Annotated in this window: 18 protein-coding genes and 1 pseudogene; 13 read left to right on the top strand and 6 right to left on the bottom strand. The window is 46.2% G+C overall.

Annotated features, from left to right (window positions below; genetic code table 11):
* Positions 1-125: 125 nt before the first annotated feature.
* The 3 genes and pseudogenes from QUB33_RS14565 to QUB33_RS14555 form a co-directional block, all read right to left on the bottom strand.
* The gene (locus tag QUB33_RS14565; RefSeq protein WP_333351330.1) at positions 126-6,140 is read right to left on the bottom strand and encodes a response regulator; all 6,015 of its coding nucleotides are present in this window, start codon (positions 6,138-6,140) and stop codon (positions 126-128) included.
* Between the two features lie 252 nt (positions 6,141-6,392).
* Complete coding sequence (locus tag QUB33_RS14560; protein WP_333351329.1) at positions 6,393-7,397, bottom strand: PleD family two-component system response regulator; 1,005 nt, start codon at positions 7,395-7,397, stop codon at positions 6,393-6,395.
* Between the two features lie 537 nt (positions 7,398-7,934).
* Positions 7,935-8,113 (bottom strand): annotated as a pseudogene (locus QUB33_RS14555) (IS701 family transposase); the annotation flags it as partial.
* A gap of 334 nt (positions 8,114-8,447) precedes the next feature.
* On the opposite strand from QUB33_RS14555, the gene QUB33_RS14550 reads away from it, so the two are divergent.
* The 6 genes from QUB33_RS14550 to folP all read left to right on the top strand — a co-directional run bounded on the left by QUB33_RS14550 (position 8,448) and on the right by folP (position 12,418).
* Positions 8,448-9,224: a hypothetical protein gene (locus tag QUB33_RS14550; protein WP_333351328.1), complete on the top strand. Its 777-nt coding sequence runs from the start codon at positions 8,448-8,450 to the stop codon at positions 9,222-9,224.
* 100 nt (positions 9,225-9,324) lie between these two features.
* Positions 9,325-9,510 (top strand): PCP reductase family protein, encoded by a 186-nt coding sequence (locus tag QUB33_RS14545; RefSeq protein WP_006633749.1) that lies wholly within the window; start codon positions 9,325-9,327, stop codon positions 9,508-9,510.
* Between the two features lie 75 nt (positions 9,511-9,585).
* Positions 9,586-10,311 (top strand): triose-phosphate isomerase, encoded by a 726-nt coding sequence (tpiA, locus tag QUB33_RS14540; RefSeq protein WP_039887298.1) that lies wholly within the window; start codon positions 9,586-9,588, stop codon positions 10,309-10,311.
* A gap of 28 nt (positions 10,312-10,339) precedes the next feature.
* The gene (locus tag QUB33_RS14535) at positions 10,340-10,468 is read left to right on the top strand and encodes a hypothetical protein (RefSeq protein WP_333351327.1); all 129 of its coding nucleotides are present in this window, start codon (positions 10,340-10,342) and stop codon (positions 10,466-10,468) included.
* A gap of 33 nt (positions 10,469-10,501) precedes the next feature.
* Positions 10,502-11,440, top strand: a complete 939-nt coding sequence (locus tag QUB33_RS14530; RefSeq protein WP_333351326.1) for a formylglycine-generating enzyme family protein — start codon at positions 10,502-10,504, stop codon at positions 11,438-11,440.
* 108 nt (positions 11,441-11,548) lie between these two features.
* Positions 11,549-12,418 carry a dihydropteroate synthase gene (gene folP / locus QUB33_RS14525; protein ID WP_333351325.1) on the top strand — a complete coding sequence of 290 codons (870 nt, stop codon included), beginning with the start codon at positions 11,549-11,551 and terminating at the stop codon, positions 12,416-12,418.
* On the opposite strand, the gene QUB33_RS14520 is transcribed toward folP, so the two are convergent.
* A complete protein-coding gene (locus QUB33_RS14520) occupies positions 12,409-13,251 on the bottom strand; it encodes a stomatin-like protein (RefSeq protein ID WP_333351324.1) in 843 nt (280 codons plus the stop codon). The two genes, folP and QUB33_RS14520, sit on opposite strands and share 10 nt — an antisense overlap.
* 192 nt (positions 13,252-13,443) lie before the next feature.
* Between QUB33_RS14520 and QUB33_RS14515 the strand changes: the two genes are divergently transcribed.
* Complete coding sequence (locus QUB33_RS14515) at positions 13,444-14,214, top strand: tetratricopeptide repeat protein (RefSeq protein ID WP_333351323.1); 771 nt, start codon at positions 13,444-13,446, stop codon at positions 14,212-14,214.
* 97 nt (positions 14,215-14,311) lie between these two features.
* Here the strand turns inward: QUB33_RS14515 and aroB are convergent, their stop codons facing one another.
* A complete protein-coding gene (aroB, locus tag QUB33_RS14510; RefSeq protein WP_333351322.1) occupies positions 14,312-15,406 on the bottom strand; it encodes a 3-dehydroquinate synthase in 1,095 nt (364 codons plus the stop codon).
* Positions 15,407-15,483: 77 nt separating this feature from the next.
* Between aroB and petL the strand changes: the two genes are divergently transcribed.
* Positions 15,484-15,585, top strand: coding sequence for a cytochrome b6-f complex subunit PetL (petL, locus tag QUB33_RS14505; RefSeq protein WP_006633742.1), 102 nt, complete (start codon positions 15,484-15,486; stop codon positions 15,583-15,585).
* A 361-nt stretch (positions 15,586-15,946) separates the two neighbouring features.
* Here petL and QUB33_RS14500 read toward each other — a convergent pair whose 3' ends face one another.
* The gene (locus QUB33_RS14500; RefSeq protein WP_333351321.1) at positions 15,947-16,144 is read right to left on the bottom strand and encodes a KTSC domain-containing protein; all 198 of its coding nucleotides are present in this window, start codon (positions 16,142-16,144) and stop codon (positions 15,947-15,949) included.
* A gap of 188 nt (positions 16,145-16,332) precedes the next feature.
* Between QUB33_RS14500 and QUB33_RS14495 the strand changes: the two genes are divergently transcribed.
* The 5 genes from QUB33_RS14495 (at position 16,333) to QUB33_RS14475 (ending at position 20,010) form a co-directional block, all read left to right on the top strand.
* Entirely contained in the window at positions 16,333-16,923 is a 591-nt protein-coding gene (locus tag QUB33_RS14495) for a chromophore lyase CpcT/CpeT (protein WP_333351320.1), read from the top strand.
* A 110-nt stretch (positions 16,924-17,033) separates the two neighbouring features.
* The gene (locus QUB33_RS14490) at positions 17,034-18,182 is read left to right on the top strand and encodes an NAD-dependent epimerase/dehydratase family protein (RefSeq protein WP_333351319.1); all 1,149 of its coding nucleotides are present in this window, start codon (positions 17,034-17,036) and stop codon (positions 18,180-18,182) included.
* Between the two features lie 216 nt (positions 18,183-18,398).
* A complete protein-coding gene (locus tag QUB33_RS14485) occupies positions 18,399-18,665 on the top strand; it encodes a hypothetical protein (protein WP_333351318.1) in 267 nt (88 codons plus the stop codon).
* Complete coding sequence (locus QUB33_RS14480; protein WP_333351317.1) at positions 18,666-18,848, top strand: hypothetical protein; 183 nt, start codon at positions 18,666-18,668, stop codon at positions 18,846-18,848.
* A 28-nt stretch (positions 18,849-18,876) separates the two neighbouring features.
* A complete protein-coding gene (locus QUB33_RS14475; RefSeq protein WP_333351316.1) occupies positions 18,877-20,010 on the top strand; it encodes a glycosyltransferase family 1 protein in 1,134 nt (377 codons plus the stop codon).
* Positions 20,011-20,473: the final 463 nt, after the last annotated feature.

The following is a 20,473-nucleotide window of genomic DNA, read 5'->3' as shown; positions in this document are numbered from 1 at the left end:
ATTTCGATGCTAACAGATTTGGAATCAGGCTCGATCGTGCGTATGCGATCGCACAGCCGTCTTGCGGCATCGCGTGTGACAGTTGCCTAAGTCCTGATGCCAAAAGATGCCTATTGAATTGACTTTCATAGATTAGTTTCGCTCTTTTGTAGTTCTTGTTGGAGAGTATTCTTGACACGATCGTACTCAACCTCGATTTGATCCAAAAGGGTTGAGGCTCGATCGAGTTCACCCGAGGTACTCATAACTTCTAGCGCGGCACAAAGCTGGGCCAGAGGAGCCGCGCTTAGGTTCGCACTGCTGCCTTTGAGGGTATGAGCGGCTCGGTTTAGGCTTTGAGTATCCGCTTGGGCGAGCGCTAATTTCATAGCTTGTAGCAACTTGAGAGATTCCTCCAAGTAGCAGTTCGCCAGCAAGCTCAAAATCTGGGTTGAATCTTCATCGATGCTGCTACAGAAGGCTTGCAGTTCTGTGAGGTTAACCGCTGGCACATCAATTTCTGGCTTGCTGCTATCTGATTCCTGCTTTTGGGCTTGCTGCGGTTCCTGGTTGGGTGGACACTGACTCAGCGCTTGGATGAGAGCCTCTACTCGAATCGGTTTACTGATATAGTCATTCATGCCAGCATCAAGACAAACCTGGCGATCGCCCTGCATAGCATTTGCCGTCATTGCAATAATCCAGGGACGAGCATGAGCGGGCCACTCCTCACAAATACGACGGCTGGCTTCTAGTCCATCCATCTCTGGCATTTGTACATCCATCAGCACTACATCATAAGGCTGGCGGTGCAGGGCTTCCAAGACTTCTAATCCATTGGCAGCAATATCAGCCCGGTATCCGATACGCTCTAACAGCAGCAGTGCCACCTTCTGATTCACCAGATGATCCTCTGCTAACAGAATTCGCAGTGGGAGTCTCTGGGCCAGTTTCATATCATCCTGAACCGATCTAGGGAGCTGCTGTTGAACTTTTGTCGGTTGAGCTTGTAGCACATGGATCAGTATTTGATAGAGGTGGGATTGTTTGATGGGTTTGCTTAAAAAAGCCGCAAAGTGAGTGGAGAGCGCTGAAGAACTCGCTTCTGGTATGCCCATTGAAGTCAGCAACACTAGGGGTAAACGGCGGCACTTAGGATGCTGGTGGATGGCTGAGGCGAGTGTGAGGCCGTCCATCTGTGGCATTTGCATATCTAAAATAGCGACATCAAAGGTTTCTCCACTCTGAAGCCAGTTGAGCGCTTCCACAGCCGATTGGGCAGCGCGACTCTGCATCCCCCAAGTCTCTGATTGCAACGTCAGAATTTGTCGGTTAGTGGGCTGGTCGTCCACGATTAATAAACGCTTGCCAGATAGTTCTGGTAGCATTTCCATCGGTTCCGCTAACTCAGTAGCAATAGAGGATGCCACTATCGTGAAGTAGAAGGTAGAACCCATTGTGACTCGATTAAGCTTAGCGGCTTGCCATTTTGGTGAAGGGGTTCCTCCGAGGTGGCCTCGGCTTTCAACCCAAATCGTGCCGTTCATCGTTTCAGTAAGTCGCTTACTAATCACCAGACCTAAACCAGTCCCTCCATACTGCCGAGTCGTCGAAGCATCTACTTGACTAAAAGACTTGAACAGTCGATCGAGCCGGTTGGCTGGAATACCAATGCCTGTGTCTTGAATGGAAAACTGAATTTCATACAAGCTTTCTGACAAGTTCCCTGGCTCAGAAATCGTTTTGTCAGAATCAACTAGAGAGGCCTCCACGGAAATGGTAACTTCCCCAGTTTCAGTAAACTTAATCGCATTGTTGAGCAAGTTAACTAGAATCTGACGCAGACGGGTGACATCACCCAAAATGAAATTAGGAGTCTGAGGCTGGATCAGGTAGCCCAAGTCAATCTTCTTCTCATCTGCTTTAACTGCAAGTTGGTCGATCGCACCTTCTATGCAATCTCTCAAGCTCAAGGGATGCTTTTCTAGCTCCAGTTTGCCCGACTCAATTTTGGAGAAGTCCAGGATGTCGTTGATGATGCTCAGGAGCGTATCCCCACTATTGCGAATCGTCTCGATAAAGTCTCGCTGTTGAGCCTTGAGTTCTGTATCGAGCAGCAGTCCCGTCATGCCAATAACCGCATTCATGGGAGTGCGAATTTCATGACTCATCATCGCCAGAAACTCACTTTTCGCTCGGTTCGCAGCTTCTGCTTCTCGTCTAGTTTGCTCCAGGGCAAAGTTTTTCAGAGTTAATTCTTCTCGTTGTCGAGTTTCTTGCTCTAGTAATTTGGCTTGAGCAAGGGCAATTCCTACTTGAGTCGCGACGGATTCTAGCAACTCCACTCGATCGGTGGTCCAATGACGGTCGCGATCGCACTGGTGTAAACAAATGGCACCATTCGGTTCTCCTTGGTAAGAGGTCCGCACTGCTAATGTCGATCTCAATTTGAGACTGGTACAAATAGAATGAGCACAGGTGAGCAATGATTCGCAATAGACATCCGGGGAGGCGATCGCTTCATCCCCAGCCATCAACTGTTTTGTATAAGCAGGACTCGCGGCCAGGATGTCATGCTCCCCGCTGGGGGCAGAGCCTGGTGCTAGATACTCTGCAACGACAGGAAACTGAGGCTGTGGATTGTCCAGGTATGTGCGAATTAAGCAGCGACTGACCCCAAAAGCTTGCCCAATCTGAATAGCAGCAGTTTCAAATATCTGCTGAGCATTGAGGCTTTGACGAATTTCTTGGGTAATTTGCTTCAGCAGTAGGGCTTTTTGCAACTGTCGCTGTAGTGCTTCTTCTGCCTGCTTGCGATCGCTAATATCCTTCATGAAGCAGTGATGCCCCACAAAGACATTTTGCTCGTCATAAGCAGAGACCATCACCACTTGTTTATAGAACATAGAGCCATTTTTTCGCATCCCCCTGGCTTCCACTTCGAGTCTGCCATCTCTCAACATCTGTTGATAAGCAGCCACCATCCTGCCAACATCTTCAGGATGAACGGTTCTTTGCCATTCCATCCCTAGCATTTCCTCTGGCTGATATCCGCAGATGGTGGCATAAGTTTCGTTAACGAAGATATAGCATCCTTGAGGGTCGAGCCGAGAAATGCCTGCTACGGCATTTTCTAGCGCTCCACTCATTTGTTGCAGTTCCGCTTCAGCGCGTTTGCGACCGCTAATTTCAATTAGAATGCAACCCACTGCTATAGGCTGCTCTGCATTTTTGAAAATGGGAAAGTGAGAAACGAGCCAGTAGCGCTTGGCACCATTTTGGCTGGATATTTCTGAGCTTATTTCCAAGCTGATGGAAGGTTGTCCTGTCGTTAAAACCTGTTGTAACAGTGCATTTATACCAGGAGCAAATTCTCCCAACATCTCATCAGTTGTCTTACCTAAGTTAGCCTCTACAGAGTGGCCATTAATTTCAGCTAGTGCCTCATTGATTTGTAAAAATCGAAACTGCCGATCGTGGATACATAGCCCCACTCCTGCCAGAGAAGCTCCTTTAAAGAAAGCATTCAATAATTGCTCTCTGGCTTGAATTTCCTGCTCTAACTTTTTGCGCTCGGTAATATCGCTGTGAGAACCAGTCATACGGACAACTCTGCCCGCTTCATCCGAAAGCGCTTGCCCTCGAGTCAGAATCCACTTGTAGCTCCCATCCTTACAAAGAACTCGATGTTCTGTAATATAAAAGGAAGTTTTGCCCTCAAAGTGATCTTGAATTACTTGCATCACCCAACCGAGATCGTCGGGATGCACTCGCTTGCTCCATTCATCCAGGCAATTGGGAATTTCATGGTCTTCGTAGCCCAACATTTCTTTCCAGCGAGCCGAGAAGAATACTTCATTGGTGTTGACGTTCCAATCCCATACCCCATCATTACTACCGCGTAGGGCGAGTTCCCACCGCTCTTCACTCGCTTGCAGAGCGACTTCTGCCTCATGCCGTTCAATTTCACTACCAATCCATTGAGCCATCAGCTTCAGTAATTCGACATGGGCAGATTTAAAGCTGCCTGCACGGGGAAATTTGCTAGAAAAGCTGAGGGTACTGTAGACTTTGCCTGCAACTAAAACTCGTGTTCCAATATAAGCTTCTATGCCAAAGGCAAGATAGGCAGGATGGTAACGCCATTTTGAGGTGCCTGTATGTTGGATGGTTAGGGGTTCATTTGTGTCTAAAGCTTCACAGCACAAAGTTTGCCTAATATCAAGGGCATCACCTGGTTTCAGGACTCGATCGGGCGATCGCGCCACCATCACCTCATAACGATTATCTTGCACGCGAGCCAAGATGCCACATTCAAGCCCAAAATTCTGACATCCCATGTCAATCAACGCTTGGATGCGCTGCTCAAAGTTGAGATTTTGGCTAGCAGTGACTTGATATAAAGCTCGTATTGCGGCCTCTCTTGTTCTTAGTTCAGCTTCGGCTTGTTTACGTCTCTTAATTTCAGCTTTCAGAGATCGATTGATTTTGGATAGTCTTTGCGTTCGTTCTTGAACCCGCTGTTCTAATGTAGCGTTGACGTGTTTAATTTCGCTAAATTTTTGATTTAGCGCGATCGCCATCCATTGAAAATTGCTAGCAAGCTCATTGATTTCAGTAACAGAGCTATCTTTCCATTCAAATGTTTCTTCTGAAAGCTTGTTGGGTAAGTCAGTGGTCGCACGAGCTAAATAGGATAACGGCTCGATCAGTCGTTCGCTAATCACCGTTGCAAACAAAAATGCCAACATTGTGATGACGAGTAGAATAATCAGGTCGGTCTTGTAGCGATTTTGTAAATTTTCTACATAGGGAGCTGCTGGAATTTCTAAGCGTAATCTCCATTTCAAGTCTGGGTCAATCGTAAATTCCTGTATATATAAAGAGTTTTTCCAACGGATCATCGGATAGTTGACATTACTAGGTACCCACTGCTGCAAGGTTCCCTCTAAGGTGCGAGTGATGCCATCTTTTGACTCCTGAACACTGGTCAAAAGCTTTTGGTCGGATTGATTACTCCCAATGACTAGGTTGTTTTGATCGAGCAATGTAACCCGTAGTTGCTGATTGTTTTGCTGAAAAATGTATAGAGCTTGGATCTGGCTCAATGCTAATGAACCGTGGATCAGCCCAAGGAAATGACCTTGAACTTGCAGGGGAACATTCAATCCTACATGAGGTTCGTCAATTAATAAGTCGTTGTGGATAGGAGTCATCCAAGGTCTCAACCGCTCTTGAGCCTGGGTAATTAGAGATTTATGTTCGGTGCTTTGTTCAATCAACCGCCGACGTGTTTGATTTAAAGGAAGAGAAGCTGCTAAAACTGTGCCAGATGAATCGGCTACATAAATGTTGTCGAAATCTGGAAACCACTGCTCGATCGTGCTAATGTCTTGTTGCAGTTGATCGGATGATTGAATTGCTTGATTAACAGCAGTGGCAGCTTCAGGGATAAGCGATTTTTCCGCTAATGTATTCAATGCTAAGAGATGTCGCTGATGCCATCTAGATAGATCGCTCCTGAGATTTTTCCCGTTTGTCTGTAACTCAGTTTGCACAGTCGTCTGAATTTGAGCGACCAAGTATCTACCATCAATAACTAATAGGAGCACTCCTGGAATAAAGACAACAGCAACCAACAGATGAAAAATAGTTTGTTTTAATGAGAGGGCATGGATCTTCTTTGAACGACCAACCTGTATATCAACGGGTGCATAAACAATGATAAAGCTGGCAACTAAGGCATTAAAAATGCCATTTACTGCTTGTTTGCACATAACTAGCAGGACTTGATCGGCCTCCATGTGGATCATTTGACGGTAGAAAAGCCAAACAAGAGGCATTCCAATTAAAAACCAGTAAAGCCCATCAAATAAAAGGAGATTCCGATGTTTACGCTTGCAAAAAAAACCTACAAACAGAGCCTCAATGACCAAAATAATGGTGGCGTATGGATGATGCCAAAGTAGATAAGTATAGCTGCCTGCTATTAGACTGGCAAAACCTCCCCAGCCCCAGCCGAAATAGTAAGTAATAATCAGTATTGCAATACTGCCAAAGAGGAAATCAACCCCAAAGAAAAGAGACAAACTGAAATAGTTGCCTAGAAAACCCGCACCAGTGAGAAGGGCGATCGCACCTAACCATCTTTTATCACGCACTTAGCTAGGCCCTCCCATAAACTTTGATAATCGCTAGTTGCTAAATATGACCTGATTCCGATAAAAAAAGCGCTATAGAGCGGATCTGTTATTTACCTGACAGTTTCCCTGAAGATCGCACCCCCGATTATTTAAGCTTTAATACTAAAACCCAGGCTTACTGATGCAGGACTTGATATTTCGCTCAACTTTTAAGAAAAAATTATTCCCAATTACGGGAGGCATAGTTTTTACTCTTATGATTTAATGAGTTCACTCATTAACTGTATGAGTCTTGGTACAAAAAGTATTACGACCTTGGTCTTTGGCTAGATAAAGTGCTGCATCGGCAGCAGTAATTAAAGTTTCTGGCAGGCTCTCTTGGGTGGGAATCACAGTGGTAACACCGAAGCTGAGCGTAATGCAATGATTCGGAGAACTCTTATGGACTATTGCTAAATCTTGGATGCAAGCCTGCATTTTTTTAACAATGTGTACGGCTCCCTCAAGCTCTGTGTCTGGCAAAATCACTACAAATTCTTCACCTCCATAACGTGCGACTAAATCTCCAGCTCGATTGATACTGCGATTGAGAGCTGCGGCAACTTGCTGTAGACATACATCCCCTGCTTGGTGTCCATAAGTATCGTTGTAAGGCTTGAAGAAATCGATATCACACAAAATTAGTGACAAAGGAGTTTGCTGCCTCGTCATGCGTCGCCACTCGTGATCTAGGTGTTCGTCAAACTGACGGCGATTGGCAATCTGAGTCAAACCGTCTATTGAGGCTAGGTATTTTAATTGTCGATTGGCGGCCTCTAGCTGCTTGTAAATTAGGGTTTGTTGCTGTTGTAAGTGGAATTGCTGAATCAACCGCCGCACTCTCTGTCCCAGAACAGCCCAGTGAATCGGCTTAGTGATATAGTCAGCCGCTCCTGCTGCAAACGCTCGATCGACAGATTCTTTGTCTTCCAAGCTAGTAATCATCAAAATAGGTGGGCGATCGCTCTCAGGCACTTCAGATATTTTTTGACAACAAGCAAAACCATCCATAGTAGGCATCACTGCATCTAGCAGGATCAGGTCTGGATCTACTTCCTTATAAGCTGCTAGCCCTGTCAACCCATCACTAGCTTCCACCACTCGGTATTTTTCCTTCTGTAAATACAGTCGAAGTTGCAAACGAATCAAGGCATCGTCATCCACTATGAGAATTAGAGAGGACGGTTCCGTAGATGGGCTAGTCGAAATGGCTGACTCTTCTAATGATTGATACATACGTCATGGTGTATCTTAAGCTGTGGAAACATTCTAGCCTAGCATATTTTGATCTTGGGAGGGAAAGTTAAATTGTGGCAAATATATCAGAAATAATACACCAGCTAAGCTTCCGCAACAACATCCTAGGCAGCGTCGGGTTTGTTAAACCAACAGCCACAGTCTACTTAAAATTTCTCGCTTTTTTTCGGAGATATAAAGCCTGGTAAGCCGCGCTAATTTATGTAGGTATGTAATTATTTTTGGGGGCGTTAAACAGTTTTTACAACGCCGAGCGAGCTTTAACGGACGATCGCCCGTTATTCCTCGAACAATCGCCCGTTCTCCCGCGATCGCCGATCGGATAATATGCTATATTTCTCAACTTAATTCCGGCTTTTTCAGGTGCATCAAATTCCTACCTCATCTTTGAGCGATCGCCCGCTTTATTTTTGGGGAATACATCTGATGGTCACACGAGCGCGTATAGCTTCGCCCTTGGTTGAGCGTTTGTTCGCACTAGGAAGCTCTGACTGCAAAATGGCGTAAGCTTTGTTAAGAAATATCTACAGCGTTCTGCGCGAGCTGGGATAGGTTTTTTCTCTCCTTTTTCCCAATAATCCCCCCAGATAGTGTCTAAACTCCTGTCTTTGGGCTTGAGTGGGGAACACATCGTCAAAGCGTTGGCACCATCTTTCAAAGTATGGGAGCATGGATGTCCAAACTGTTTCTCTCATCAAATTCCCTCAGCCAAGAGATTAGCCTAAAAACCTTACCCTATATATTTTAGCTCTATTTATCGCTCAATTTTTGGCTAAAATCCCGCTATTAAAAACAGAAGCTATACTATAATCACTTGGAAACAGTAAGTTAAGTTAATGGAGGTCACTTACTATGGAAGTAGCACTGTCTGATGTTTCTCAAAGCTTTCAAAAAACGAAAGAATTTTTTACAGAAAAAGTCGTAAAAGCAGTTAATTCGGTTTCACAAGCAACCGCACAAGCTAAATCTTCTCTCTCCGAATCTGCGAATCAGGCAAAAGAAGCTCTCACTCAAACTACGAATTCTGCCGTGAATGCTGTTAATCAAGCTACGAATAATGCTTTAGGTACTGTAGCGGATCAAACCGAAAAAGCGAGGATTTCTATATCTGAAGTCGCGAATCAAGCCGTTAGTCGCGTCAGTGAAACTACCAACAAAGCTGTTGATGCAGTTTCTCACTCGGCGGCAACTGCTAAAGAAACTATTAATCAAACTACTAACTCGGCCGTCAATACTCTGAATCAAAGCACTAGCCAAGCTGTAGAGAGTGTAACTCAAGCTCCAGAAAAGGCTAAGGCTTCATTAGAAGATAGCGTTCAAAAGGCAGGAATTATGGGCGATGCCACTTCCAATGCCCTTCAAAGTGGTATCGATGGTATGTTTAAAACTTGGATGGATTCGCACCCTGTAGTCTTCTGGTTGGTGAGTCACCCGTGGATATCTTTAGTAATGGTGGTGCTATTTCTATTGATTATCAGGAGTTTATTACAGGCTTTAGGTAACTTTTTTGCAAAAGGATTGTTATTTGTTCTGCAAATCCCATTAAAATTTATGCAAGGGGTTTTGAGTCTCAGCTCTAAATCTGTAAGTAATCTGGGTGGAGTGGTTGTAAACTCATTGGTTTCAAAGAATCCCAAAGACAAAAATAATTCAGCTTTACAATTGAGGGGAGTTGAATCAAACAGTTTAGAGTCTCAGGAACGAATTGCTAATATTTTGATAAGGTTGGAGGCAATTCGACAAGAGCAGAATCAGCTTTTACAAGAAGCCTCGGCTATTTTAAGCAACAAAATTAAGGCAGAGTGAGAAGGTGTGGCCCGATCGCAATTCATGGTAAATTTAATACATCCAGGCTTTCCATCAAAGCCAGATCCATGAAGGCTTGTAGTCGATCGCTCAATACGCCATGCCCGATTCCGAATTTTCCGACGATTTAAAATGGACGCCAGAAGCCAAGGCGAAGCTGAAAAATATTCCCTATTTTGTCCGGGGACAAGCTCGCGTCCGCATCGAGCAGTTGGCCCGCGAAGCCGAAACCGAAGTCGTCACCGTTGACTTAGTTGAGCAAGCTCGCATTGAGTTTGGGCAATAAGGGCTCGAAATGTACGCTAAAGCTTTAAACTATAAGTTGCCTGATTTTGATGTTCACAGAGCTACTGAGTCACCCGTGCGGAAAATAGTTATTGCTGGCAACTGGAAAATGTACAAAACTAGGGCTGAATCCCTAGAGTTTCTTCAAGGATTTATGTCCTGCCTGACCGAAACCCCAGAGGAACGGGAAGTCGTGCTTTGCGTTCCCTTTACCTCCTTGGCTGTCCTCTCGAAAAATTTGCACGGCAGCCGGATCAGACTCGGTGCTCAAAACGTCCACTGGCAAGAGTCAGGAGCTTTTACTGGGGAAATTTCCGGGCCAATGCTCAGTGAACTTGGTGTGCGTTATGTCATCATCGGCCACAGTGAGCGGCGCCAATATTTTGGGGAAACTGACGAAACGGTGAATTTGCGGCTGAAAGCTGCTCAGAAATACGATTTAATTCCGATTCTGTGCGTTGGGGAAACCAAGCAGCAGCGAGATGCAGGCGAAACAGAAGCTCACATTTTTTCTCAATTGGAAAAAGATTTGGTTGGTGTTGACCAAAATAAGTTGGTAATTGCTTACGAGCCGATTTGGGCGATCGGCACTGGCGATACTTGCGAAACAAAGGAAGCTAACCGAGTTATTGGTTTGATTCGCAGTAAATTGACTAATCCTGACGTGCCAATTCAGTACGGCGGCTCCGTCAAACCGGAGAATATTGATGAAGTCATGGCTCAGCCGGAGATTGACGGGGTTTTGGTTGGCGGTGCTAGTTTGGAAGCTGCGAGTTTTGCTCGAATTGTCAATTATCAGTAATAGGTAATTGCTAATAGGTAATTGCTAAGTGGTGGTTGTACCGGGACTTTTGATGTTGAGAAATGACAATCTCTACCAGTTAGCCGAAAATCTTCCTGTACCAGTTGATGATGGGGCAACTAACCACCTTTTGGGATTGCAACTTCCTTCAATTTAGTTAGAAAGTTTGCTTCCTCCTCACCCAACGGCCATGAAAGAGCTTCATAATGCAGCGCAATGGGCTACGGCAAGCAAGGCTCGACAAGACGAGATTGTCAATGCCCTTGTTTGGCAACTCAATGGCTTTGAAGTGGCTGAGGCGAAAACCTATGCTTCAGAGCAGCCCATCCGTATCTTCTCTATACGCGAAAAAGCAACAGGTATTGTGTTTCTCCTGATACCTGGTGGCACCTTCATGATGGGATTTGATGAGACCCAGAAGCAGGCACTGGTCGAGCTTCGCAGACAACTAATAGAAGACGATGAACAAGATGTAGTAGATATTATTAATGACAGCTTCATCAACAGTAACTTTTGGCATCCTGTTCATCCAGTACACCTTGCTCCCTTTCTCTTGGCGCGTTTTCCCTTGCGCTGGAGCGAAGCCAATAAGTTGATTTCCGTTGACGAGAGCAACTTCTTATACAGAGATTATTTGAACGGGTCGCCCATGCCTAATGCAGAGGTAGCATATCTATCTATCGAGGAAGTAGAAGCTTTGTTACAAGCCTCTGGACACGTTCTTCCCTCTGAATCGCAGTGGGAATATGCTTGCCGTGCAGGAAGTACAACACTGTTTTTCTGGGGGAACGATTTGTCAAACCTTTACTTAGTAGAAAATTTCAACAATAAAGTTGCCAACGATGCCGCCAGCAACCGCTTTGGCTTGGTGAACATGGGATTTCACGGCGACATCTGTGCAGACATTTGGCACGACAACTATGAAGGCGCTCCCTCAGATGGCTCACCTTGGCTTAGTGGGAATAGTAGTAATGGCGAGCGCGTTGTGCGGGGTGGTGCAGCAGTTATCTATCCTTGGCAGGGATGCTATGAATGGCTGAGTATGCTTTCTGCCGTTCGCTCTGGCTCCGGTGCTTGCGAAGAACTTGGTGTCAATGTGCGTCTGGCACATCTGCTGCCCATGCTCTAACTGATCGGAATAATAATTTGGATGATGTCAGTGCGAGCTTAAGAGCTCGCTACCCAAATCGCGAGGGGGAAGCTCGCACTACATAATTCCAATGCCAACGGGTTTGATATGAAAAATAACATCAAAAAAATTACAATTAGAAATAAAGTTTTCGAGTGGGGAAAACGCACTTATTTAATGGGCGTTTTGAATGTTACCCCTGACAGTTTTAGCGACGGTGGAGATTTCGATACCATAGAATCGGCTTTAGCGCAAGCGGAAAATATGGTAAAATCGGGGGTAGATATTATTGATATTGGCGGTCAATCTACTCGGCCTGGTGCAGTGGAAATATCCTCTTTAGAGGAGATCGATCGCGTTATACCTCTCGTACAAATACTGCGACAAAAAGCCGATATTTTTGGCTCAGTTCCTATTTCGGTCGATACTACCAGAGCGCAGGTTGCCCAAGCTGCGGTTGAGGCGGGAGCTGATATAATTAACGATATTTCGGGAGCTACTTTTGACTCAGAAATGCTGTCAACCGTGGCTAAGTTAAAAGTGCCAATAATTTTAATGCACCTTCGGGGAACTCCCCAGACGATGCAAAAACTCACAGATTATCGGGATTTAATTGGGGAAATTAGGGAATTTTTAGAGAGTCGAATTGCGGCGGCAGTTGCTGCGGGGATTGACAAATCTCACATAATTCTCGACCCTGGTATTGGCTTTGCCAAGACTTACAGTCAAAACTTAGAAATCCTGCGAGATCTGCGAAAGTTCAGTCTTTTAAACTGTCCCATTCTAGTCGGAGTATCGCGAAAAAGCTTCATCGGTCACATTTTGAATCAGCCAGAAGCGAAACAAAGAATTTGGGGGACAGCGGCGGCTTGTACAGGTGCGATCGCAAATTCGGCAGATATCTTGCGCGTTCACGATGTAAGAGAAATGCGCGATGTCTCTCAGGTAGCCGACGCCATCTTCCGATATCAGTCTTGAGAAGTTGGAGTATCCATAAGTTTCATTTCCCCGCCGCCGCCAGCTTCCGAAGGGACATCAGGGATAGACTCCATCAAATTGTTGAGGGCCTCTGACATATTTCTCGGGTCCATAAACAGAATTTTGGCATTGTCGCTTTCGCCCAATTTTTGTTGAGCCTCTAAGTATTTTTCGGTTACTAAGTAATTCAAAACTTGCGTGCTATTCGGATGGGAGTCTAAAGCCTCAACTAAGAGCCTCATGTACTCCTTAGTGCCGATCGCCTTATTGACCATTGCTTGCCACTCGCTCTTGGTAGCGCGCTCCAATTCCATAGCTTCTTGCACCCTTTTAGGAGGTGTAATGCTTTGAATTTCTACCCGAATTACTTTGACGCCCCACGTTTCAGTAGCTTCGTCCAACTTCTTGAGTAACTTTTTATTCATGTCATCTCGGGAAGCCAAGATGTCTTGCATTGGCAATCGACCAATTTCAGCGCGAAACGTCGTTAAAACTAAGTTGGCGATCGCATTTTCAATTTGATCGATTCCATAATAAGCTTTCTGTAAATTCACAACCCGCCAATACACAACGGCATCGACTTCGAGAGCCACATTATCTCCCGTGATTGCTGACTGAGGTTTAATGTCTAAAACTCTTTCACGGCTTGTGTCCACGCAGACGACTTTTTCAACCAGGGGACTGATAAAGTGGAATCCTGGCTTTAGGGTGCGCTTGTATTGACCCAAACGTTCCACTAAAGCTTCGTCGCCACCGCTGACTATTTTGACGCTTGAGTTAACAGCGTAGCCGAGGATGAGCGCAAAGAGCATGGTAAGAATAGACTGCCCCATTTCTATTTTCCTGCTAAGGTTGACTGAGAATCGATCGGAATTCTACTCTAATTTAACTCAAACTCGGCCACACAGTGTTAAAATATCTCGACTGTTAATAACTAACTATTTCATCGGGTGGGCCCCGATCTGCTCCGACTCTCACGGCGCTAGTGAAACCCAGGATATCAACAACACGTTTCCACAAAAGACATGAAAAACGATCGAGAGTTTCGCTTGTTCAAACCTTTGAGGTGGATTGCCCCAAGCATTTTGGTGGGTGCAGGAATCTGGAATGCCGCAGCAGCCCAACCGGCCTGGGCCGATCCAATCGCCCTGCAACTTTCGCAAAACTTGCAGTCGCAGAACTTGCAGCCACCGCGCCGAGGCCCTGCTGTTCGGGAAGTTATGTCCTACGAGATGAAGGGAGACGAACTCAGGATTTGCAAGCAGGAAGGCAACTCTGAGAAAAAGTGCCAAGTTGTAGGTAAAGGCTACACGGTGGGCTTGAGAACTGCCAACGACCTTTACGGTCAAGGGAATCTTGTCAATGCCGAAGCTTTGTACCGGCAACTAATCGCTCGCTATCCCAAACAAGCGGATGCTTATTACAAGTTGGGAACTATGCTGTCGGGGCAAGGTAAAATGAGCGACGCGATCGTTCAATTCCAAAAAGCAATTGAAGTCAACCCACAGCACGCCAAAGCTCACAACGATTTAGGCGTGGCAATGGCAAGTCAGGGGCAGTTGCCAGAGGCAATTGTTCAGTGGAGACAAGCCGTTAAAATTAACGATCGATATCCCGATGCTTTAAACAATTTAGGAGTCGGTTTGTACCAACAAGGAGGCCAGGAAAACCAAGCCGAGGCCGTAGCCAGCCTCACAAAAGCTAAGGAGTTATTTATCAAGCAAGGCAGAACTCAAGCGGCTAACAGAGTCGATAAAATTTTGGAGGAAATTAATTCGCGGTCGAGCGGTTCCTAAACTCAACCGCCGATCGCCGATTGAAAGAAAAAACATCTTTGGCGAGCGGCGTTAATCAGCGTTCAGCAGCGGTTAAACAACCCCGAAAAACGAGCATTTAAAGCATTTCCTTCAAAACTTGTAAAATCAAATCCCCATCCACCCGATCGCTCACAGCCGCCTCACCCAATCGCACCGGCAGCACAAACCGCACCTTGCCATCCTGCACCTTTTTATCGAGTTGCAATGTATGCAAAATTTCCTCAATATCCACACCCGCCGGCAATTTGGCAGGTAAACCCGCTTTTTCAATCAAAGCAGACTGGCGGCGATCGCACTCAGCGTCCCACATTCCCAACTCCACAGCCAATCGGCTTGACGCAGCCATGCCGATTGCCACTCCTTCCCCGTGATTGATCGCCTTGTAATTGGTCAAACTTTCCACAGCATGACCGATTGTGTGTCCGTAATTTAAAATCGCCCGCAAACCCGATTCCTTCTCGTCTTTGCTTACCACCTCAGCCTTAGCTTGGCAAGACCTGCTCAAAATTTCTGCCAACAAATCCGCCTTCACGTAGCGCATTTGATCCAAACGCTTGCACTTTTCCAACTTTTCAAACAATTCAACATCCCAAATCACCCCGTACTTAATCACTTCCGCCATCGCCGAACGAAACTCCCTCGCCGGCAGAGTTTTGAGTACATCCGGGTCAATCAAAACCAAGCGCGGCTGGTGAAACGCCCCGATTAAATTCTTCCCTAAAGGATGATTTACCCCCGTTTTGCCGCCAATAGAAGCATCAACCATCGCCAGCAGCGAAGTCGGAACCTGCACGACATTAATTCCCCGCAGCCAAGTCGCCGCAGCAAAACCCGTCATATCGCCCACCACCCCGCCGCCCAAAGCCACCATTGTCGAGGAACGTTCTAAACGGTTTGCCAAAGCCGCACCGTAAATTTTCTGCACCGAATTTAAAGTTTTGTACTGTTCTCCCGGTGGTAAAATGCAGCTACTGACTTCCAGACCGGCCGATTCGAGGGCTGCTGTTGCTCTTTCGCCGTACTGCCGAAAAATCGACTGATTCGACACCAGCAGCACTTTTTTGCCCAAACTTAGATCGCCCATCAGACTGCCGAGTTCGTCTAAGCCGCCCGATCGCACGCAAACATTGTAAGATTGTGGCCCCAAGTCAACTTTAATTATCGATTGCATATTTATCTAATTTAGATATTAGATTTTAGATTATAGTTCTTATAGGTCTTTTTATTGATTGTTTTGGAGAAATTGCAATGACTCTTAGCGGAGCAATAACTTATTTTGGGATTTTTGGCGGCATGATCGGCTTAGCAACAGTGCTGATGTTTGGTCTGCGGGCTGTCAAACTCATCTAATTTGCTAATTTAGATGTCTGAACCAGAGTATTTAATCTCTGGCAAAAGCATCAATGGGGCGAAGTATTTGCGCCAAAAATCTCTGATTTAATCTGTGGATTGACCGCGCAAATACTTTGTTTCATAGAACTGGATGCTACCCTTGGCTAATTTAATATTAAATCCAAAGTAATTTGGTTAATGCTTCAATCTAAAATCTAAAAGCTAAAATCTAAAATCGCTCGATTTCAAAATGCTCTAGAAGATGAAGAAAATGATTAATTAGAGGCAGCTTATCAGCAATACCTTGAGAATAACGCTAAATCTGAGGTTTATTCGCATTGAAAATGAGAAATATCGCAAGCATAGATTAATTCCGTACTTATCGTCGCCGTTTCTTTAGTTGTTCATAGGGAAAACAATCAATCACGTCAGATAGCATATAACTACCTTTAGAATCTGATTCCATCACTTCCAAGTAGACAGTCTTAGGAACTTCAAAGTATCGATAGGTTTTGCCACTATTGAAAACAACCTCCAGGGTAGACGTAGTTTCGTCATAACCCACAGCTTCGATCATGCTAGATTCAACTGCTTGTAATTTCATGATTTCCCGATAATTAAGCCCCCCTGGAAAAAACAGAATACCCAGATTCCCGACTTATTTAAGAAGTCAGGGATCTCAAGTGCGATCGCGCCTTATTTCCCCTAAAATAACTTTTACTAGACCGCCAATCTAAAATCTAAAATCCAACATCTAAAATCGAAATGACTCATTCCACCGATATCGTCACCCTCGCCCGCTGGATGGCCGCCGATTTCAGCAACCAAGCCCAAGCCTTTGAAAACCCGCCATTCTTCGCCCACATCCGCGTCTGCATGAGGCCTTTGCCGGTCGAAGTTCTGGATGGGATCAGCTTGTACCTAGAACAAGCTTACGATATTGAACTGCACGTACCGTACCGAGTCCGAGTTTTGAAATTAGTCCCGGTGGACGATCGAATAGACATCGAAAATTATGCCATAGAAAACGAAGAACAATTCTACGGCGCTGCCCGCGACCCGCAACGGCTGCAAGAAATCAAAAAAGCACAACTGACACTTCTCCCGGGCTGTAGCTTTATTACGCAGTGGACGGGGCACAGCTTCAAAGGGTCTGTCGAACCCGGAAAAGGCTGCATGGTGGTCAGAAAGGGCAAAAAAACCTATTTAGACAGCGAATTCGAGATAGACCAAGACAAATTTATTAGCCACGATCGCGGACGTGACCCAGAAACCGACGCTCACGTCTGGGGAGCCCAGGCCGGCCCCTTTGAATTCACCCGCCGGGCCAGTTTCGCCGACGAAATTCAGGTTTAATCTAAAAAAACAGACTCCTTCCTGGGCAAACACGCTTGATTAAAGGTTCAGAATGTACCATTACCTGGTACATTAACCCAGTATTGGCAAGCAAGATTCACCGTTGATTTATGAAAGTCCTGGTTATTGGTGGCGATGGCTATTGCGGTTGGGCAACCGCACTCTACCTTTCTAACAAGGGTTACGAAGTTGGCATCCTCGACAGCTTCGTGCGGCGGCACTGGGATCTGGAACTGTGCAGCGACACCCTCACTCCCATCGCACCGATTCAGCAACGACTCCAGCGATGGCAAGATTTAACGAACAAGTCGATCGACTTGTTCGTCGGTGACATCACCAACTACGATTTTCTCAGCAAAAGCATGAGAAAATTTGCACCAGAGGCGATCGTCCATTTCGGCGAACAGCGTTCGGCACCTTTCTCGATGATCGATCGCGAACACGCAGTCCTCACCCAAGTCAATAACGTTGTCGGGACACTCAACCTGCTGTACGCCATCCGCGAAGACTTCCCCGAGTGTCACCTAGTGAAATTGGGGACAATGGGCGAATACGGCACCCCGAATATTGACATTGAAGAAGGCTACATCACGATCGAACACAACGGCCGCAAGGATACACTACCCTATCCCAAACAACCAGGCAGTTTCTACCACCTGTCAAAAGTCCACGACTCCCACAACATCCATTTTGCTTGCAAAATCTGGGGTTTAAGAGCCACCGACTTAAATCAGGGCGTAGTCTACGGCGTGCTCACAGATGAAACCGGCATGGACGAACTGTTGATCAACCGTTTGGACTACGACGGAGTATTCGGTACAGCATTGAACAGATTTTGCATCCAAGCTGCGATCGGTCATCCTCTGACAGTTTACGGAACTGGCGGACAAACCCGCAGCTTCTTAGACATTCGGGATACCGTGCGGTGCGTGGAATTGGCGATCGCCAACCCCGCCGAAGCCGGACAATTCCGCGTCTTCAACCAATTCACCGAACAATTCAGCGTCGGCGACTTAGCCTCCTTGGTGCAAAAAGCAGGCATGGCAATGGGATTAAAAGTAGAAATCAACAACATCGAAAATCCCAGAGTCGAGAAAGAAGAACATTATTTCAATGCCAAAAACACCAATTTGCTAGACCTCGGTTTACAACCGCACTATCTCTCAGATTCCCTGCTCGATTCTCTGCTGAATTTTGCTACAAAATATCAGCACCGTGTCGATAAAAACCAGATTTTGCCGAAGGTTTCTTGGAAGTAAGTTCTGGTATCTACCTGCGGGGTAAGAGATTTTTTAACGAACCGCGAAGGCGCGAAGGGCGCGAAGTAAAAGAAAAGAAGGGAAGAGAGGAGAAATATTTGCAAGTTCAGCAGGGATTTCTTTTTAGATTAATTTTTTCATATCTATCTTTTTGATCTTTTGCTCTGTGTTCTCTGCGTCCTCTGCGCTTAGTTGCAAAATGGCATAAGGTTTTTAATGCTGGCTTTTTGGGAAGAAAGCCGTGAAAAGTCAAATTCTCGTTCTGTTGCTTTTGGTGGTTCTGCCTGGATTGTCAGCGAGTGCAGTTTGTGCTTATTATTTAATAGCCGAAGGGGTTGCAGTAACGGCGAGTTATCAACATTAGCGCCGAGCGAGTTAGGGAAGCCCAATCTGCCACTGAAACAGCAATATTATAAATTGCCAGAACAGCACAGGAAATTCACAGAATTAATTGCTTTGCCGAAAGTGGGGGATGGCTTTTAGGTGGGAGAATTTTATCAATTGGCATTCCGGGAATTTGCATCTTATTCCAAAAACCTCTGGCTCGAAATTAGCGGTAGTGAAAGAGAAAGAAGAAGTGTAGAAAAGCAGCCGATCGCACGCCATGACTTAGCTCCCCGCGAGACAGTGTATCCTGTTACCGATGACCTTGGCCGCAGGCTATGATTATCGGCTCCCTAAGTAACTTATTTTTATGAAAATTGCTCTGTTCACTGAAACATTTCTGCCGAAAATAGACGGCATTGTGACGCGCCTGATTCACACTGTAGATCACTTGCAGCGGGCGGGCGAACAAGTTCTGATATTTTCTCCAGATTACGGGATTAAAGAATACAAAGGCGCCCGAGTTTACGGTGTGGAGGGTTTGCCTTTGCCGATGTACCCGGAACTGAAAATGGCACTTCCTTCTCCGGCTGTCGGTCGCCAATTAGAGCAGTTTAAACCGGATATTATTCACGTTGTCAATCCCGCAATTTTGGGATTGGGGGGTATATATTACGGCAAAAAATTCAACATTCCGATTTTGGCTTCTTACCACACGCATTTGCCCAAATACTTGCACCACTACGGTTTCGGAGTCCTCGAACCTTTATTGTGGGAACTGCTCAAAGGAGCGCACAACCAAGCAGAATTGAATCTCTGTACTTCCACAGCAATGGTGGAGGAATTGAGAACCCACGGCATTGAGCGAGTAGATTTGTGGCAGCGGGGCGTAGATACTGAAATGTTTGTCCCGGAATTGGCAAGTCCAGAAATGCGATCGCGCCTTTCTCAAAATAACCCAGACAGTCCCCTGCTGCTGTACGTCGGCCGCCTCGGTGCAGAAAAAGAAATCGAACGCATCAAACCAGTCCTCGCAGCGATTCCCGACGCCCGCCTCGCCTTAGTGGGAGACGGCCCGCACCGGCAAACCCTGGAACAATATTTTGCCGGTACACAAACCAATTTTGTCGGCTACCTCAAGGGGCAAGAACTCGCAACAGCTTACGCATCGGCCGACGCCTTCATTTTTCCCTCCCGCACCGAAACCCTGGGCTTAGTGCTCCTAGAAGCAATGGCTGCGGGAACGCCCGTAGTCGCGGCGCGCAGCGGCGGAATTCCCGATATCGTCACCGACGGCGTTAACGGATATTTATTTGATCCCGCCGACGAAGAAGGAGCACTCGCCGCCACCAAGCGTCTGTTTGCCAATCCCGAAGAACGGGAAACCCTGCGCCACAACGCTCGCCGAGAAGCCGAACGCTGGGGTTGGGCCGCCGCCGCTGCACAACTGCAGCGCTACTATCAATCAGTGGTATTTGCCGAGTCCATGCCCAGAGCGGCCTAAATGTCAGGATCTGTAGCACCTTTAAACATCACCGCCAGCTTAGCTTCGCTGTTCGATCGTCAGTTGGTAGTGAGCAGGGATGTTTTCAAAGACCGATCGAACTTTTTTGATCCATAAATTACCGTCGTTATCCTGCTGTTGCGTTTACCATTAAACTATGAGTAAGCTCTGTAGGAATGCCTTGCGCGCTGCTTTCATAGCGCCCTTTACCTGACCGGATACGGTCGCCGAGTGCGCTAAAACAGTCACACCGCGCGCTGGGGCCGAGCACAGAGCGTCAAATCCACACTGCACTCTCGATCGAACTAAAGCCTGTCACCTAATTTTCAGGCCTTCAGTTTTGCGAACTCAAGTTCAGCTTGAATTGACGAACCCTCATCAGTATCGAGGTTGTAAAAAAGATCGATCGAGCATACATAACAAGCAAACTGAAGTTGCGTGCGACACTTTTGAACTCACGATA

Source organism: Microcoleus sp. B3-A4 (genome assembly GCF_036705385.1).
Lineage (GTDB): Bacteria > Cyanobacteriota > Cyanobacteriia > Cyanobacteriales > Microcoleaceae > Microcoleus.
The sequence above is the reverse complement of the archived record's forward strand: the minus strand, read 5'-3'. Positions and strand labels throughout refer to the sequence as shown.

Bases quoted from the DNA above. Each gene is read 5' to 3' on its own strand.
- QUB33_RS14495 (WP_333351320.1), top strand. From the start codon at position 16,333: ATGACTCATTCCACCGATATCGTCACCCTCGCCCGCTGGATGGCCGCC.
- QUB33_RS14560 (WP_333351329.1), bottom strand. From the start codon at position 7,397: ATGTATCAATCATTAGAAGAGTCAGCCATTTCGACTAGCCCATCTACG.
- QUB33_RS14520 (WP_333351324.1), bottom strand. From the start codon at position 13,251: ATGGGGCAGTCTATTCTTACCATGCTCTTTGCGCTCATCCTCGGCTAC.
- QUB33_RS14530 (WP_333351326.1), top strand. From the start codon at position 10,502: ATGAAAGAGCTTCATAATGCAGCGCAATGGGCTACGGCAAGCAAGGCT.
- aroB (WP_333351322.1), bottom strand. From the start codon at position 15,406: ATGCAATCGATAATTAAAGTTGACTTGGGGCCACAATCTTACAATGTT.
- QUB33_RS14500 (WP_333351321.1), bottom strand. From the start codon at position 16,144: ATGATCGAAGCTGTGGGTTATGACGAAACTACGTCTACCCTGGAGGTT.
- QUB33_RS14515 (WP_333351323.1), top strand. From the start codon at position 13,444: ATGAAAAACGATCGAGAGTTTCGCTTGTTCAAACCTTTGAGGTGGATT.
- QUB33_RS14475 (WP_333351316.1), top strand. From the start codon at position 18,877: ATGAAAATTGCTCTGTTCACTGAAACATTTCTGCCGAAAATAGACGGC.
- QUB33_RS14545 (WP_006633749.1), top strand. From the start codon at position 9,325: ATGCCCGATTCCGAATTTTCCGACGATTTAAAATGGACGCCAGAAGCC.
- folP (WP_333351325.1), top strand. From the start codon at position 11,549: ATGAAAAATAACATCAAAAAAATTACAATTAGAAATAAAGTTTTCGAG.
- QUB33_RS14485 (WP_333351318.1), top strand. From the start codon at position 18,399: ATGCTGGCTTTTTGGGAAGAAAGCCGTGAAAAGTCAAATTCTCGTTCT.
- QUB33_RS14490 (WP_333351319.1), top strand. From the start codon at position 17,034: ATGAAAGTCCTGGTTATTGGTGGCGATGGCTATTGCGGTTGGGCAACC.
- petL (WP_006633742.1), top strand. From the start codon at position 15,484: ATGACTCTTAGCGGAGCAATAACTTATTTTGGGATTTTTGGCGGCATG.